This window comes from Paenibacillus sp. JCM 18996 (assembly GCF_055392555.1).
The window spans coordinates 3374370-3389568 of sequence record NZ_AP043884.1; the positions used below are offsets into that span (position 1 = coordinate 3374370).

Annotated in this window: 18 protein-coding genes; 17 read left to right on the forward strand and 1 reads right to left on the reverse strand. The window is 41.1% G+C overall.

Translation table 11 applies throughout. The features are described 5' to 3' along the window. The first annotated feature begins 393 nt into the window (after positions 1-393). The 4 genes from ACZ5N7_RS16655 (at position 394) to rlmD (ending at position 4408) form a co-directional block, all read left to right on the forward strand. A complete protein-coding gene (locus tag ACZ5N7_RS16655; RefSeq protein ID WP_464655747.1) occupies positions 394-684 on the forward strand; it encodes a YerC/YecD family TrpR-related protein in 291 nt (96 codons plus the stop codon). 257 nt (positions 685-941) lie between these two features. After that, a complete protein-coding gene (locus ACZ5N7_RS16660) occupies positions 942-1721 on the forward strand; it encodes a sirohydrochlorin chelatase (RefSeq protein ID WP_464655748.1) in 780 nt (259 codons plus the stop codon). A 35-nt stretch (positions 1722-1756) separates the two neighbouring features. Beyond that, complete coding sequence (locus ACZ5N7_RS16665) at positions 1757-2665, forward strand: diacylglycerol kinase (protein ID WP_464655749.1); 909 nt, start codon at positions 1757-1759, stop codon at positions 2663-2665. A gap of 228 nt (positions 2666-2893) precedes the next feature. Next, positions 2894-4408 (forward strand): 23S rRNA (uracil(1939)-C(5))-methyltransferase RlmD, encoded by a 1515-nt coding sequence (gene rlmD / locus ACZ5N7_RS16670; protein ID WP_464655750.1) that lies wholly within the window; start codon positions 2894-2896, stop codon positions 4406-4408. Between the two features lie 126 nt (positions 4409-4534). Here the strand turns inward: rlmD and ACZ5N7_RS16675 are convergent, their stop codons facing one another. Then, positions 4535-5707 carry a hypothetical protein gene (locus ACZ5N7_RS16675; protein WP_464655751.1) on the reverse strand — a complete coding sequence of 391 codons (1173 nt, stop codon included), beginning with the start codon at positions 5705-5707 and terminating at the stop codon, positions 4535-4537. 180 nt (positions 5708-5887) lie between these two features. On the opposite strand from ACZ5N7_RS16675, the gene ACZ5N7_RS16680 reads away from it, so the two are divergent. From ACZ5N7_RS16680 to ACZ5N7_RS16740, 13 genes are all read left to right on the forward strand, one after another. Continuing rightward, positions 5888-6454: a hypothetical protein gene (locus ACZ5N7_RS16680; protein WP_464655752.1), complete on the forward strand. Its 567-nt coding sequence runs from the start codon at positions 5888-5890 to the stop codon at positions 6452-6454. Between the two features lie 60 nt (positions 6455-6514). Next, positions 6515-6916, forward strand: a complete 402-nt coding sequence (locus ACZ5N7_RS16685) for a MerR family transcriptional regulator (RefSeq protein ID WP_464655753.1) — start codon at positions 6515-6517, stop codon at positions 6914-6916. 136 nt (positions 6917-7052) lie between these two features. Next, positions 7053-7646, forward strand: a complete 594-nt coding sequence (locus tag ACZ5N7_RS16690) for a hypothetical protein (RefSeq protein ID WP_464655754.1) — start codon at positions 7053-7055, stop codon at positions 7644-7646. Positions 7647-7648: 2 nt separating this feature from the next. Beyond that, positions 7649-8266 carry a hypothetical protein gene (locus ACZ5N7_RS16695; RefSeq protein ID WP_464655755.1) on the forward strand — a complete coding sequence of 206 codons (618 nt, stop codon included), beginning with the start codon at positions 7649-7651 and terminating at the stop codon, positions 8264-8266. Positions 8267-8436: 170 nt separating this feature from the next. Further along, entirely contained in the window at positions 8437-8952 is a 516-nt protein-coding gene (locus ACZ5N7_RS16700; protein ID WP_464655756.1) for a hypothetical protein, read from the forward strand. A 43-nt stretch (positions 8953-8995) separates the two neighbouring features. Then, entirely contained in the window at positions 8996-9772 is a 777-nt protein-coding gene (locus ACZ5N7_RS16705) for a hypothetical protein (protein ID WP_464655757.1), read from the forward strand. 68 nt (positions 9773-9840) lie between these two features. Further along, entirely contained in the window at positions 9841-10518 is a 678-nt protein-coding gene (locus ACZ5N7_RS16710; protein ID WP_464655758.1) for a hypothetical protein, read from the forward strand. Next, positions 10515-10895 carry a type II toxin-antitoxin system death-on-curing family toxin gene (locus ACZ5N7_RS16715; protein ID WP_464655759.1) on the forward strand — a complete coding sequence of 127 codons (381 nt, stop codon included), beginning with the start codon at positions 10515-10517 and terminating at the stop codon, positions 10893-10895. Before ACZ5N7_RS16710 ends, ACZ5N7_RS16715 begins: the two co-directional genes overlap by 4 nt. A 44-nt stretch (positions 10896-10939) precedes the next feature. Further along, on the forward strand, positions 10940-11818 hold the full coding sequence (locus ACZ5N7_RS16720; RefSeq protein ID WP_464655760.1) for a metallophosphoesterase family protein: 879 nt from the start codon (positions 10940-10942) through the stop codon (positions 11816-11818). 57 nt (positions 11819-11875) lie between these two features. Further along, positions 11876-12391, forward strand: a complete 516-nt coding sequence (locus ACZ5N7_RS16725; protein ID WP_464655761.1) for a metallophosphoesterase — start codon at positions 11876-11878, stop codon at positions 12389-12391. A gap of 259 nt (positions 12392-12650) precedes the next feature. Further along, positions 12651-13190, forward strand: a complete 540-nt coding sequence (locus ACZ5N7_RS16730; RefSeq protein WP_464655762.1) for a Uma2 family endonuclease — start codon at positions 12651-12653, stop codon at positions 13188-13190. 301 nt (positions 13191-13491) lie between these two features. After that, entirely contained in the window at positions 13492-13899 is a 408-nt protein-coding gene (locus tag ACZ5N7_RS16735; protein ID WP_464655763.1) for a hypothetical protein, read from the forward strand. Positions 13900-14123: 224 nt separating this feature from the next. Further along, the gene (locus tag ACZ5N7_RS16740; RefSeq protein WP_464655764.1) at positions 14124-15044 is read left to right on the forward strand and encodes a leucine-rich repeat domain-containing protein; all 921 of its coding nucleotides are present in this window, start codon (positions 14124-14126) and stop codon (positions 15042-15044) included. Positions 15045-15199: the final 155 nt, after the last annotated feature.

Here is a 15199-nt window from a genome sequence, read left to right on the forward strand (position 1 = left end):
ATGTTTGGTATGGACGTTTGTCACGGGTCGGGAATAATTTGATAGACCGGCATGCCGGGGATAAAATAAGAAAAAACGCAAAATCGGGGAATAGACGCGAAACGCGCAGGAGGAACCATGACCGCACAAAACTTCACCGCCCAATTGAACAAGCCCGACGCCGCCGGTACAAGGACAGCTCAAGGAAAGCAAGCGGCCCAAGGGATAGTGATTGCCCCTTTTTTAAAGCTGGAATGATTGGCGACAATAGTTTATACTTGGTAGATTGGAGAAACATTTTAATCCATTAACGCATGAAGATTTTAACGTCCTGAAGATTCGGGTAGAGAAGGATTTTGAGGGATGCTGTCGAAAAGGTATGCGTTACCAAGTTTACTAGGGGTTGATAAACATATGCAGCTTAAAAAACTGAACGATAAAGCGGTAGATCAGCTGTTTGAAGCCATTCTTACTCTGAAGGATCTCGAGGAATGCTATGTGTTCTTTGACGATTTGTGCACCGTGAACGAGATTCAATCGCTGTCCCAGCGGCTGGAAGTGGCGCGGATGCTGCGCAAAGGCAACACGTACAACCAGATCGAGGCGGAGACGGGCGCTAGTACGGCTACGATCTCCCGGGTGAAACGATGCTTGAACTACGGGAACGACGGCTACCAACTGACGTTGGAACGTTTGGGCCGATAGTCCGGCGGGACAGAGACAGAGGCACTTCAGGGGCTGACCGTCCGCCGTGCAACGCCACAAAATGAGCCGGGAGAAGCACGCGTTGGGAAGCATTCATTGTGCGGAATTATAATGGCTTCTACGCTGCATGGCACCACTGGGAATAAACAAAGTCACAAGGCACAATTAAATTGCGGCTCCTTCCGGGGCCTTTCTTTCGTATCTCTATTCATGACAGCGTTTTAACGTTAACGCATTAAGAAAGTGGGGGATGGTTTATGGAACGTTACGGAGTGCTCGTCATCAGCCACGGTTCGCGCGACGGGAAGTGGGTGCGGCTAGTGGATGAAGCCGTTGCGCAGGTGCTGCGTCCTTCGGACATTCCGATTGTGTCTTCTTTTCTTGAAATCGTAGAAGGGCGGCTCATTCAGGACGGAATCAGGACCCTGGAGCGGCAGGGAGTGACGGACATTATCGCGGTGCCATTGTTTGTCTCTTCCGGCAGCACGCATGTGGATGAGATCGGATATGCGTTAGGGGCCAAGCCGGAGCCTGAGCTGCCGACGGATCTGACACCTTTTGAACGGAGCGCAAGGATTCATTTTACGTCGCCGATAGATGATGACCCTATCATTGCCGCTGTTTTGTATGATAAAATAAAAGATCTAACGAACAATCCGTCCCGGGAAATCGTTCTGCTGATCGGGCACGGAAGTAAAGAACAGGGATTCCATGACAAATGGCGGAGAGGGTTAGAACTCCTGGCTTCAAGGGTAAAAGAACTAGGGGGATTCGACGAGGCGGATGCGGCGATGCTGCTGCCTGATCAGGTCCACCGTCAGATGAAGCTTTGGGCGGAGAAGAAGCCCGGGCACGCAGTAATTGTCGTTCCTCTGTTTTTGAGCGAGGGATATTTTACAAGAACTGTAATCCCGAACCGCCTGCAGGGGTACACTTATCGTTATAACGGTAAAGCGCTGCTGCCGAATGCATCAATTCCCAAATGGATAGAAGGGCAGATTGCGCCTTTTATACGATTACGGATAGACATAGATTGACACTGGAAATTTTATGGCGAGCGGGTGATACGGGAATGGCAAAAAGAGCAAGGCTCATTTATAATCCGACTTCCGGAAGGGAAGAAATGAAAAAGCGTCTGCCCGATGTCCTGCAGCGGCTGGAGAGGGGCGGCTTCGAAACCTCTGCCCACGCAACAATCGGGCAGGGCGACGCCACTTTGGCGGCACGGGAAGCGGTGAAACGCGAGTTCGACCTCATTATCTCAGCAGGAGGAGACGGCACGCTGTATGAAGTCATCAACGGAATGGCAGAGCAGGAGTACCGGCCGCAGCTGGGCATCCTGCCTTTGGGAACAACGAATGATTTTGCCAGGGCTCTTGCCATCCCGAAAAATGTCGATGCAGCCTGCGACCTCATCATTAAGCAGTACTCGCGTCCGATCGATGTGGGTAAAGTCAACCAGCGTTACTTCATCAATATCGCGGGGGGAGGCTCGATGACCGAGCTGACCTACGAAGTGCCGAGCAAACTGAAGACGATGCTGGGCCAGCTCGCTTATTATATGAAGGGACTGGAGAAGCTGCCGCGTCTCCGCCCGATCGAAATCTATGCCAGGTCAAAAGGCATCGATATCCACGAAAAAGTGATGCTGTTCCTCGTCACCAACTCCAACTCCGTCGGCGGCTTCGAGAAGCTCGCTCCGGATGCCAGCCTCAGCGACGGCCTGCTGGATGTTTTAATCCTGAGGCAGTGCTCCTTGCCTGAATTTATCCGTGTCGTCACTCTGGCACTGCGCGGCGAGCATTTGAACGACCCGAATCTGATCCATTTTCAGACCCGGCATCTGCAGATCGCCTCTCCGGACTATGTGCAAGTCAACCTCGACGGCGAGCTGGGAGGCACCCTGCCCTGCGTATTCACAAGCCTGCCGCAGCATCTTCGCATTATTGTGGATGAGACGGGCCATAGTAGTTATAAGTAGGGCGGGTTGTGAAGGTCGGGGACCAGCAAGCGAATTGTGCCAACACACGGTTCTCCCGGAGTGCGCTGCGGCACTGTATGGAGGGTGGTCAGGCCCCATATAGAGTAAGAAGAAGAAAGATTTCCGCAGACAAAAGCGTTGAAAGAATGGCATAGACAAAAACGTTGAAAGAATGCTCTATGGAGCGACTTTTAACAAAGGTGAACAATAGAAGTGGGAGCGATTAGTGTGGGTAAACAAAACAGCAGGGGCTCTCTCACCGTTCCGGTGGAGAAAAACGGCGAATACGAAGCGGACATTATCGGTATAGGCCACGAGGGAGAAGGGGTGGGCCGTGTAGACGGCTTTACCTTTTTTGTACCTGGCGCTCTCCCCGGCGAACGGGCGCTGGTCAAAGTGCTTAAGGTAAAAAAACAGTTCGGCTACGCCAAATTACTGAAAGTGCTCGAGCCAAGCGCCGACCGTTCGCAGCCTCCTTGCCCGATTTACAAGCAGTGCGGCGGCTGCCAGCTTCAGCACCTGAACTATGAAGCGCAGTTGAAGGTGAAACGGCAGACGGTAGTGGATAACCTGGAACGGATCGGGAAATTGAAGGTACGGAAGGGTTTAAATGAGACCTCCTGGGAGTCTGACGAGAACGGGGTCCAGCCCCACAGCGAATTTACCGATGGTCAATTAAATGATGATCCAGGGATACTGGTGCATCCTACTGTAGGAATGAACGACCCTTGGCGCTACCGTAACAAAGCACAGGTTCCGTTTGGAGAAGAAGAGGGCGGATTAATCGGAGGTTTCTACTCCCAGGGCAGCCACCGCATAATAGATATGAACGAGTGCCTTATCCAGCATGAAGCTAACGACACTGTTGTTAATGCCGTTAAGCAGATAGCCCGTGATCTGGGGATCAAGCCATACTCGGAGGAATCGCATACAGGCTTGCTTCGCCATGTGGTCGTAAAAGTGGGCTTCCGTACCGATGAAATCATGGTTGTTCTGGTCACCAACGGCGACCGAATTCCACGTGTGAACGAATGGATTGCCCGAATTCGGGAAGCGATCCCGCAGGTCAAGAGTATCTGCCAAAACGTAAATACAAAGCGCAGCAACGTTATTTTTGGCGATGTAACCAAAGTTTTGTGGGGCAGCGAGGTCATTTATGACTACATTGGCGCAGTCAAGTTCGCCATCTCGGCACGCTCCTTCTACCAGGTCAACCCGGTGCAAACCGAAGTGCTGTATAATAAAGCGCTGGAATACGCCGCGCTTAGCGGCGAAGAGACCGTCATCGATGCCTACTGCGGCATTGGAACCATCTCTTTGTTCCTGGCGCAGCGAGCCAAGCGAGTGTACGGCGTCGAGATCGTCGCGGAAGCGATCGCCGATGCACGAAAGAATGCCGAGTTAAACGGCATCACCAACGTGCATTTCGAAGCAGCCCCGGCAGAGGCGGTCCTCCCCGAATGGAAACGTCAGGGCATAACGCCTGACGTGATCGTGGTGGACCCGCCGCGCAAGGGCTGCGATGCGTCGCTGATCGCGACGATCCTCGAGATGCGCCCGGAGCGGGTCGTCTACGTGTCGTGCAACGCATCGACACTTGCCCGCGACCTCGCGCTGCTCGAGCAGGGTGGCTACCGCACGGTCGAAGTGCAGCCGGTGGATATGTTCCCGCATACGGTGCATGTTGAATGTGTAGTGTCAACATATAGAAAAGATCTTCTTGTAGGTGAAGGCGATGAGTAAGTCTCATCGCCTTCTTTTCTATACTTTAAAGTTATAGGTTATCCTCACATTGCCAGATTCTTTGACCTCGATTCGCTTGATAAGATATGTAGCGAACTTTAAAACCTGTCACTTTTTATACCCCCACTAAAGGGGAATCGGTAAGTTGAATTCACTAGAAGCAATATTTTTGATTTCTACACCAGAGATGTCAACTAGGGTTTCCTGTAAATTCTTTTTATCTATGTAATGCCTCTTTAGGAATTGAGAACAAGCTCTAATTTTTTGATAGTTCTCAGAAACATAATCATTAAAGATATTGTCAAAGCCATCAATTTTCATGTCTAAAAATTCTTCATACCAGCCCATACAAATTCCTAGTTTATAGACGCTGCAGTTGTCAAGGAATAGCACAGCCAATAACTCCAAATCTAATAAATCCAAAGTTCCTGTTACATCATCAACCCTTTTTCTTATTTCATCTTGTCCTCGTTTTTCTAAAAAGGATTCTTTTATTCGAGGGCCTATTTTCTTCATATGCATTGATACCGTTGCTACCGAACTGTAAAATTGTTGGGAATCATTTATCCATTTTTCAATTCTATTTCTTATTCGATCATTAACAGTCTCCAGACATCGTTCGTCAAGATCTTCATTTATTCTTGCTTGGATATGTTTATTAAAGGCATCAAGTAATGACCTGGATGCGTTCGATTCGTTGAAATCCTTTAGACCATGGAATTCCTCAAATTCTTGCACCTCATTGTCATATAATTCATCGTATAAAGCACTTTCGATTTCGTTAATGTCTAACGCATGAATCTCTTCCTCGATAATCCGCTCTAAATTATAATTTTCTTCAGAAAAATCGCTGCAAAACTTGTACAACTCCTTCCAATCCAAATCTTCAAGCCAGGAGTCAGGGTATGTGTTTCTCAAATTAGTCATCTTTTCATATATTGCTAAGAATAGGGGGCTAGATTCTGACTCTATATGATTAAGAAGTTTTTTCTCATCCTCACCTATTTTATCATTTTTGATTTTTTCATGAGTAAGGTCAAGATAGTCAATCATTGTTTTTATTTTTGCTATAACTTCAGCAGCATTTTTTTCATAATTTCTATAATACCGCTCCTTTTTTTCATAATTGCTATAATACTGCTCCCTTTTTTCTTTGTAATGAACATTTTCTCGTAGGTATTTATGCTTCACACGGTATTCCTTGTCTACGGATCTATCTTTGATTTTTATATTATATTGTTCAAGATATTTAATTAGTTTTCCCATATTTTTTGGCCATTCTGAAGTCGGGTTACTCATGATATTTCTCCTAAAGTTGGTATCTGGAACTTATATTCATTTTACATTTATATATTTTAATTCTCAACAAGAATCAAATAAAGTCTTGCTTAGAGGGAACCTCCAAGATTTACAATACAGTACGAGAAGAAATTCCAGTGATTCAAAGAAGATCTATAAGAAATGTGAAGGAGCGATTGTATGAACAAAATTGTGTTTGTATTTGATCCTAATGACTCGCATATTCAAATGGTGAAATTTTCTGATCTTGTATCGGATAAAATGAAACAAAAGACGAAGTTATTAATACCCGAGATTTCACTTATAAGATTAAGAAAAAATAAATTTACCTCTGAAATTGCTAAGGTGAATTTAGATTGGATCCGGCATAACTCAATAAATATTGAATTTTTACCGAGATCGGGGCGTACAGGGGCCTTGTATTTTTCGAATTGTTTGGAACAAATCGGTAGGGATTGTGATGTCTTTCTCTTCACTTCTACCACCCCGGTTCAGACCATCTTAAAGAGAAAAATCCCACTCCAAGGGTCGAGGCTAATTTCACTTTCTTTAATTAAACCCACAACAAACTATGAAAAGTTTTATTCTAAGGATGGAATTGTATTATATAGGGTTACAATGGAACCGCAAATAATAAACACAACAACATTTCGAACAAAGTACAGAAGTTCAGGTGAACCGTATGTTTACCCCATTCAATCAAGAGTGCTGTTGAATGAAGAGCCAAGAGGTTGGGTCAAATTTTAGTCCATTATTTTAGCTTTATTACCTAGTGATGAGTTAATAACATGACTTGGGGTGGTTACAATGCAGAAACGGGAACTAATTCAAGAGGTCAATAAACGTGGATTTTTGTTGACAGAAGGTGCTCTTAGGACATACATCGGTGCTAAGTACAAGCTTATCACCTTGCGGCAGCCGAAATCTGGAGTTGCAAATCAGTATACAAATGATCACTTAGAGCAAATATGCGAAATCATTGCTGCAAATCGTTTAGGCATACCTTTATCTGACATAAAGGACTATCTCAATTCATCAAACAAACTATTATTTTTAACTGAACGGATCATTGCTAATAAAAAGCGTGTAAAAAAACAACTTAGCTATTGGAATATTCTCATGCAGATAACTATGGGTGTTGAGTCGGGACAGTTTCAAAACATCAACGCAACAGATTTGTATTTGAGGTACTTTAAGGAGTCCGAATAAAAGTTGATAACCTTGTCAAGCTATACTAATTACTTTATCTCTATACTTGTGAACTACATTTTGATAGGGAATGTAAGGCAAGTGAATTGTCTTAAAATTAAATCAATATCATGTTTGAAGGAGAGAACAGCAAATTATGGACGCAAAAACACAAATTAATTTATGTATTGAGCATTTCAACGTTGAGGTCGAAATGAAAACGGCCGAAGAGACGATTAGAGAAGAAAACCACGAAGGCATCATCGATAGTGTGATTGAAGAACTAAATCTTGATGATTGGACGGGGGATCTTGTGGCGGCACCTCGGAGGGTGTTAAGAGAGTATGAGTCATGGATGAAAGAACGAATTGATGATGAAATTGACCAAAAAATAGTACAACAAATAAAGGAACATATCGGCAAATTTTTTGACGGAACAATTATTTCATCACTTCCTGAAGAAATGGCTTCCTTGGAGCAGGCATTATTGCTAAAAGTAAAACACTATAATCTGGAGTTGGATTACCCTTCTTTAGAGCTAGCGGGTTTAGTTTATAGCAACGAAGTCCCAGATTCTCCTTTTATGTATCATCAAACAACTTGGGAAACCGATGAAAGTTATCGTACATTTGTTCAAGCGTACTATGCACAAATTACAACCCTTACTCGAGAGCTGCTGCATCAATACCAAGTGGAAGCACTAGGAAAAATTCCGAACGTAGCAGCTGTTGTCAAAGAAAGGTGGAAATGAGTATGATATTTTGTTTTGCCGCGAAGACAAAAGGTGTTATGGGGATTACCTCGTTTGAGAAGCTATGTCAATTGTTCGAGGAAATTCAAAAAAATTTATTAGTGTTAGAAGAACTAATCCTTATATTAAACATTCAGCATGATTATTACAAGAATCTTAGTTCTAAGGTGGCGTTTCAAGATGTACAACGTTACCTTGCTGGGGAAGTACTCAACGGACTTTGTGTTAAGTATCTAAGTCATTTTTCTAAAAGTATGTGTTATAAAGAGAGCATTTCAGGTGAACAATTGGCCGCCGCTAAACAAAACATAAAAAATATCTGCCGCGAATTGAATAAGCTGTGCTCTCAAGGTATTTCGCTAAATCCAAATCAGTCTGAGGTTTTACTAAAACAAACGAAAAGAGCCCTAGCGGATCTGGTTTCTTTTGGCTTAGAACAATTTGAAATTCGGAGTGTACTCTATGAACGATCTAAAGGATTACAAGTACATAGCGACGTTGTTTTTGAAACAAGTAAATACAGTGAAGATCGGTGCCTGAAAATCTATTGCACATGGATTGAAAGGATAAAGAAATATGTTGTCGCAGGAAATTTTCAGAATTCATTTGAAAAAGAGTGATTGTCAGTATCGAGTAATCTTCTAAACACACTAAGTAATCCAAGAGAAATGCAACAACAAAGGCCTATCCTGTAGAAACCCCTAATCTAGAAAAAACTTGCCTTCGCACTTGGTGCATACTTTACAATGCTTAAAAAGGATTTTTTTGACTTTGTAATAAGACAAAGAGAATGGTCGGTGATTATATGGATGATTGTAAACGTAATATAAACGACCTTCAAATTGAACTGGATTTTATGAACGGTTTTTTCAGAGATAATAAAATTAAGGAACAGAAATTGCGTGAAAACATAATGAACAACCTACGAACTTTGAAGGAACTTCAAACTTTAATAGATGATGAGGACGTTTACGAAACAAAACTGTATAAATTTTATAATTATAGCTATAAGGTATATCATTTGCAAGAATACACTTTAAGTATTGTTGAGACGCTAAAGAAGCTGTTAGACGAGCCTTTGCACAAAAACTTCATGAGACAAATTGAACTGGGCACCGGTAAGGAGTTTGTTCCAGGGCATAAAGTAGAATGGTTTAAGGAAACCGTCCATATAACAAATGCTTTTCTGCATGCAAAATACATGTTGGACATGATATTAAAATATGGAGCCACAGGAGATGACGGAAGGGCACCTAACTTCGCATATGGTTGGGCAGCAGTCCTATGCTTATATAATATAAGGTGATTATTTCCAAATACAAACCTTTCAACTTTGAAGGAATAACATAATGCCAAAATTAAATAATGAAAATCCTTTTGGTGAAGAAGTGATTAGAATGAAACTACTTGATGAAATCATATGCCAAAGAGATCATATTTATCGGGTTGTTGAGCCATTGAATGTACGATGGATTCGTATTTATGGATCAGTACTGGAACGTAAAGAAACGGCAATGAGTGATGTGGATCTTTATGTTTCATTTGATAAACATAAGAATAGGTTGGAATGCTGGAAGCGATGCAAGCAAGTAGCTGATGTGTTGGAATCAATTTTTAGTCGTCGTATTAGTGTTCAGTGCGAATCTCATATATATAAACGGTTTCGTGAAACAACTCAAAGGGATTCAGTTGATCTTAGAGAATTGGAGCATTCAAAAAGCTATCAAATAACTCCAAAGTCCTCAACTTTGTACTATGAGATGCTTCGTCGTGATATTGATGAGTGGAACATATTTTACACTAAGTTCTCACAGGATTCAATCAAAGAACGACACTGGACACTTGATATGGATAGCAAATATCAACTCCATCAAAGGCAGTATCATGTAGATACTTTTTTACGTCGTAGCACCTGGTGGTTCTCAAGGCTCATGCGCCTTAAGGATAATGACATATTTAAACAAACAGAATTCGATGTCTTTGGTTTAATTCAATTGAGCGCCGAAGAGGAAAATACACTGGAATGGCGTCAACGTTGTGAAAGTAAATCTTTTGTAGAGGTCATTAGCTATATCAATAAGTGCGTTCAGGGGTTGTCCACATGGGTTAAGCGGAATGGACACTAAGTAATATCCTATAACATGTTTCAAGATTAACTCCTTGTAACAAATAGTGTGGAATGAAGGGGTGGTATATGATGAGTTGTCATGCTGACGAGGAGAAGTATCAATTCTTAGAGCGTATCTTTTTGTATAAAAATCAGATTATAGAACTTCACCAACAACATTATGATCTTGAAAAAAGGATGTATTATGGCGGAAAGTATCTTTCAAAAAGCATTCATATTTATCAACTGCCAAGCATTATATTGCCTTCAGTGAACCTTTTAAAACAAATTTCGTCACGTCTAAGGTTAAACCCATTTCTTGAGGCGTTAACCGAGCTTGCCAGAAAAGATAGATTCACGATTGAGCATAATTCGAGATGGTTGAAAGAACCCTTCTATATTTACTCTTTGTATATACAATTAGCCGTAATATTGGATTACCTTGTATTGTTTTTATCTAAGGTGGAAGCTTCTAACAAAGATAAATATCTATCCGTATACTGGACACTGATTTACATGTTATTTAGTTGTCACGAAGAAGATGAAATAAGTAATGAGCGACATGATAAGCGTTTCTTACAGAACATGGAGCAAATTTACATTGATCCTCAAGTGCATCACGAAGCTGTGATCGAGGAGCCTATAAACCCAAAGGTGGACAACACTCTAAAAGAAGAATATTTACCGGAGAATGAGACACTTGAATTAATAATGCAAGATATTATTGCAATGAACTTTGAAGCACTAAAGGAGTTGGCTAAATGATGATCCGAATCACTGTTGATCAACTCCATATCTTTCACGACAAAATAACACAATCAACCGGAGGGATGAAAGGAGTGAGGGATTTTCGTCTTGTTGAAAGTGCTTTGAGCAAGGCTTTCATCACGTTTGAAGGTAAGGATCTGTATGCGACAATTGTTGGGAAAATTGCAATGGTGACATTTTCACTGATCAAGAATCACGGGTTCGTGGATGGAAATAAACGGATGGGGATTGCCGTTATGCTGCTGTTACTTCGCATCAATGGCTTCCGCTTGAAATACGAGCAAACTGAGTTAGTGGAGTTAGGTTTAAGAACTGCGGCTGGAGAATTTAACAAAGAACAAATCGAACAATGGATTCAGGATCACAAAATATAGAGATAGACATCAACTAACTATGACGGAGAGGAGGAAAGGTAGAAGTGAAAACATTTGATTTGATATCAGATTTACACTTAGATTTTTATGTTCGGAAATATTGGGACTGGTACAAAGTTGATGTCACACCCACAGAAGTGGAGATTATCCGGGCATTCGTGGAGGCTATTACACCAGAATCACCATCACCGGTTCTCGTGATTGCCGGTGATTTGGGGCATAAGAACAGTCATTCACAGCTGCTTCTTACATTTTTAGCTGAAAAATATGATCACGTGCTTTACACATTTGGAAATCATGATCTGTACTTATTTCCCGATGAGAAGGAACATGCTATTTATAATTCTTCAGTTGAGCGCTGGGAGGAACTTAAGGAATTGAGCAGTGAAATTCCTGGAGTGATTGCGTTAGATGGCGATAAAGTGACCATTGATGGTGTCACCTTCGGGGGCACTGGGTTGTGGTATGACTACATCTATGGTTTAAAGCTTGGATATAGTTGGAAAAAACTAGATGCTTACTGGTTTTCTAACTTTAATGACTCTAATTATATTATCGAGTGTCCCAAGGTAGATGAAGAAAAGAAGAAACTCAACGCCATATTTGACGACTGTGATATAGTGATTACCCATGTTTCACCTGATGACTCGCATCTTAATCCGCGTTTTCAATGGAATCCAATCACAGCATTTTACTATTTTGACGGTTCTGATTTTCTTGCTCGAGCAAAGGGGAAAATATGGTGTTTTGGACATGTTCATTATAGACAAATGTACATGCAGCAAGGATGTTTACTAGTTAATAATTCTCTTGGTTATCCGGGGGAAATACGATTTACTAAGGCGATATCGATACCGTTCGACAATAATGAATATCTCATGTTGTTACAAAAGAATAATATGGACAGGTTTTCACAGAAATAGTCGAACTAGCATTAGAAAGTAACAGGTCGGAGCAATTACGGAGAGGAAGGACTTTTTATGGATTATTATTTTATTTCAGATCCTCACTTTGGGCATAAGAACGTGCTGGAATTTGAGAAAAGGCCATTTAGTACAGTCGAAGAGATGGATCAAGCCATTATTGACAACGTTAATTATACGATTAAAAAGAACGATATTGTGTTTTGGTTAGGGGATATGTTTTTTGCAACGAGTTCTCGACGGAAGGAAATAGCTACACAATTAACATCTAAAGGACGTCACATAGTGATATTGGGCAACCACGATCGCGGCCGAGTCACAAGTGGACAGTTTGTTCGTTTAGGTTTTTATCCTGTCAGAATGTATCAATTTCGCGAGTTTATTCTAACGCATGAGCCATTAAATATGACGAATCTGTTGTATCTAGAGGATCAAGGTATTCATGCGAATGTGCATGGGCATTTACATCTTCGGGATGAGGGACTAGATCACAATAAGTACTGTTGTGTTTCAGTAGAACGAATCAATTATCGACCCATTTCCTATGAGGAGATCAAGTTAAGATTATTATGAAAATACTTGAATGTAAGCCAATGTTATGTAGGGGTTCATAGCTTTCGATAAATTAAAAGACAACAAACAAAGAATTATCTGTCATCATTGTAGTTAGCAACAACTCGGTGTGGAGAAAGTTTTGCGAGCGATATATAAGTTAACATGCAAGATGTTGGGGTTAAGGAAACAAACAATGTTTGACAAGAAAACATAGGTACATAGGGTGAGATTTCACTCCGTACATACAACAGGTAATTATTTGATGGAAGGATTTGCATTGAAATTGGATGAATTTCTGAATATGCCAGACGACGGTAATCGCTACGAATTGGTAGATGGTGAAATGCATATGTTCTCGACGCCGTCCACTTACCATCAAGTAATCGTAAGGAACGTCGTAAATCAATTTAGTGTTAGGGATTGTGGGAGACATAGTGAAATTTTCTTAGGACCAATTAATTTGTTTATTCTAGGACAAGTTCTGACACCGGATTTCTTATTTGTACGGCATTGCAATCTCTCCATTGTCACTAGAAGAGGGATTGAAGGAACTCCAGATTTAGTTGGAGAAGTGGTGTCTTCTTCCAACACTAGAAACGATCTAATCGACAAGTTAGCTTTGTATGAAAGAACTGTCGTCAAAGAATATTGGATACTCTATCCTGAATTCAGGATGGTAGAGCAATATATCCACAATGGTCGAGAATATAGCCGCCCAAACAGGTACGTGTCAGGAAACGTGATTAGCTCTAATAATATTCCTTATGTTGAAATTAAGGTGGATCTACTGTTTGAAACCAAGTTGAATTTGTTTTGAAGAAAACCAGGAAGGGAAGAGAACGTTGAAGGTCCATTTTGCTATAAAAATTGATAGTTCAAGCAGGAACACAAAGGGATAGCATTTAATTCAACGCCCCCGAAAAAGTTTTGTCTGCGACATACAGTTCACAGGTAGAGACATTGGGATTTAACAAACAAGCAATGTTTGTTAAGAAAACAAGGTTCCCTCCATTATTTTTTTTATTCTTTGGCGTGAGCAATTTTGGAAGGTGAAAGTGTGTCAAATTCCACAGGTTGCGAGATGGTAGCAGGTACATTGTTTGGGAGGAGACTGTACAGTGAAAAGTCATGAAAATGTGTTTGAAAGAATATTGATAAATCGGTTTTCGTTTTTTCATTGGTTAGATGAAATGGGCAATCAGAAATCGACTAACTTTCTCATCGGTCACGGATGGTTCAATCTTCTGTGGGATTTGTCATTGAAGCTTGAGGAACTGATTGCAGTGATAACCGATGTTGAAGCAAAGAGGTTTTTTATCTACGAAGTGAAGCAAAAATACGGTGGGATGAGAGTCGTAACCTCATTCATTGATAACAAAAATATATTAAAACTCATTCATGAAATAGAGGATAAAAGTTATGGGGTATGTGAAGAATGTGGTAAGTCCGGCAAAACCAGAGAAGGTTCATGGATTGTGACATTATGTGATTGTTGTTATAGATCAGTGCTATATGCTCAAGATTAATTCTTTTCTTAAGAAAAGAGTAAGCCGAGATACTGATTTAGTGAAAAGGCTGGGAAGCTATTCTCAGTGATGCGCAATAAATTTAGAAAGCACAAAAATATGTCTGCCAGTTTGAAGTTCACAAACTAATTATTTGGCGCAAGGTAAAAAGGAGGAGAGGCTAAAACGGAGGGTAGACACGATATCTTCAGTTAGAAGAATTGGAGTATAGGAGTGAGTGCCAGATGGGGTTCATCGAATTTACCGACAAAGGCTTTGAAAAGGTTGTTAGAGAAAAACTGCAGCTTTCAGAAAGGCAGTTAACAGCTGAGGATTTGTTGCTATTCAACGGGGTTTTAATCGCAGATGGATATAGTGATTTTATAGAAATTCCATGGCATTCTGACTCATCTGCTTTTCAAATGACGTTTCCTAATTTGATGTTTAATGCGGCTGATTCAGAAAACGGTCAATGGGAGCCTGACTTAGTACACTTTTCACATATTCAAGCGTTGCATCTCTATGTGGCAACCGAAAATCTTAAAATCCTTAAGGATTTTAAGAATTTAAGAGAATTATATGTTAAGAGTAGTAAAACGGCAGACTGGAAATTTCTTCGTGGTTTGCCATGTCTTAGTTTTTTATACTTAAGAGAGTGTGAGTTTGATGATTTAACTCCTATCCGTGAACTGTGTCAGAAGCAGGAAGGATTGCCTAAGTCAAATGAGTTTTGGCAGCAGCAAATGCATCCGCAAGGGCTAACTCACCTCAGATTAAATTATTGCGGAATTTCTGACATCTCCCCTCTCGCGAAATGCAAACATATTGAAGACTTGAACCTTTCTCACAATGACATAACTGACATCAGTCCGTTAAAGGGAATAAGCTCTCTTTATTATTTGACTCTTCGATATAACAAGGTATCAGATATCACTCCATTGAAGGATTTGAGATTCATTTATTACCTCAATTTAAGGCATAATCAAATTTCTGATATTTCGGCACTGAAAGATTTTAAAAACAATCTCCGTCGATTGTATCTTGGTTACAATGAGATTGAGGATTATAGTCCTGCTTACAAATTGAGGTTGGTCGATCAAGACATTGAAGGATATAAAGAACATTATTACAAGGTAAAAGGCTGGGTAAATGGAAAAGAAGATTGATGTAATTTTTAAAAGGCAACAAAATGTGTAGATTACCCGGATGAGAAATAGACCTTTACGTGAGGCCATTCCTGATTTTCGTTTAAATGAAACCTGAAAATTCGTAAAGGCTCCTTTAACTCATTGGTTAGAGATACGAAATGACGGGGACGTAA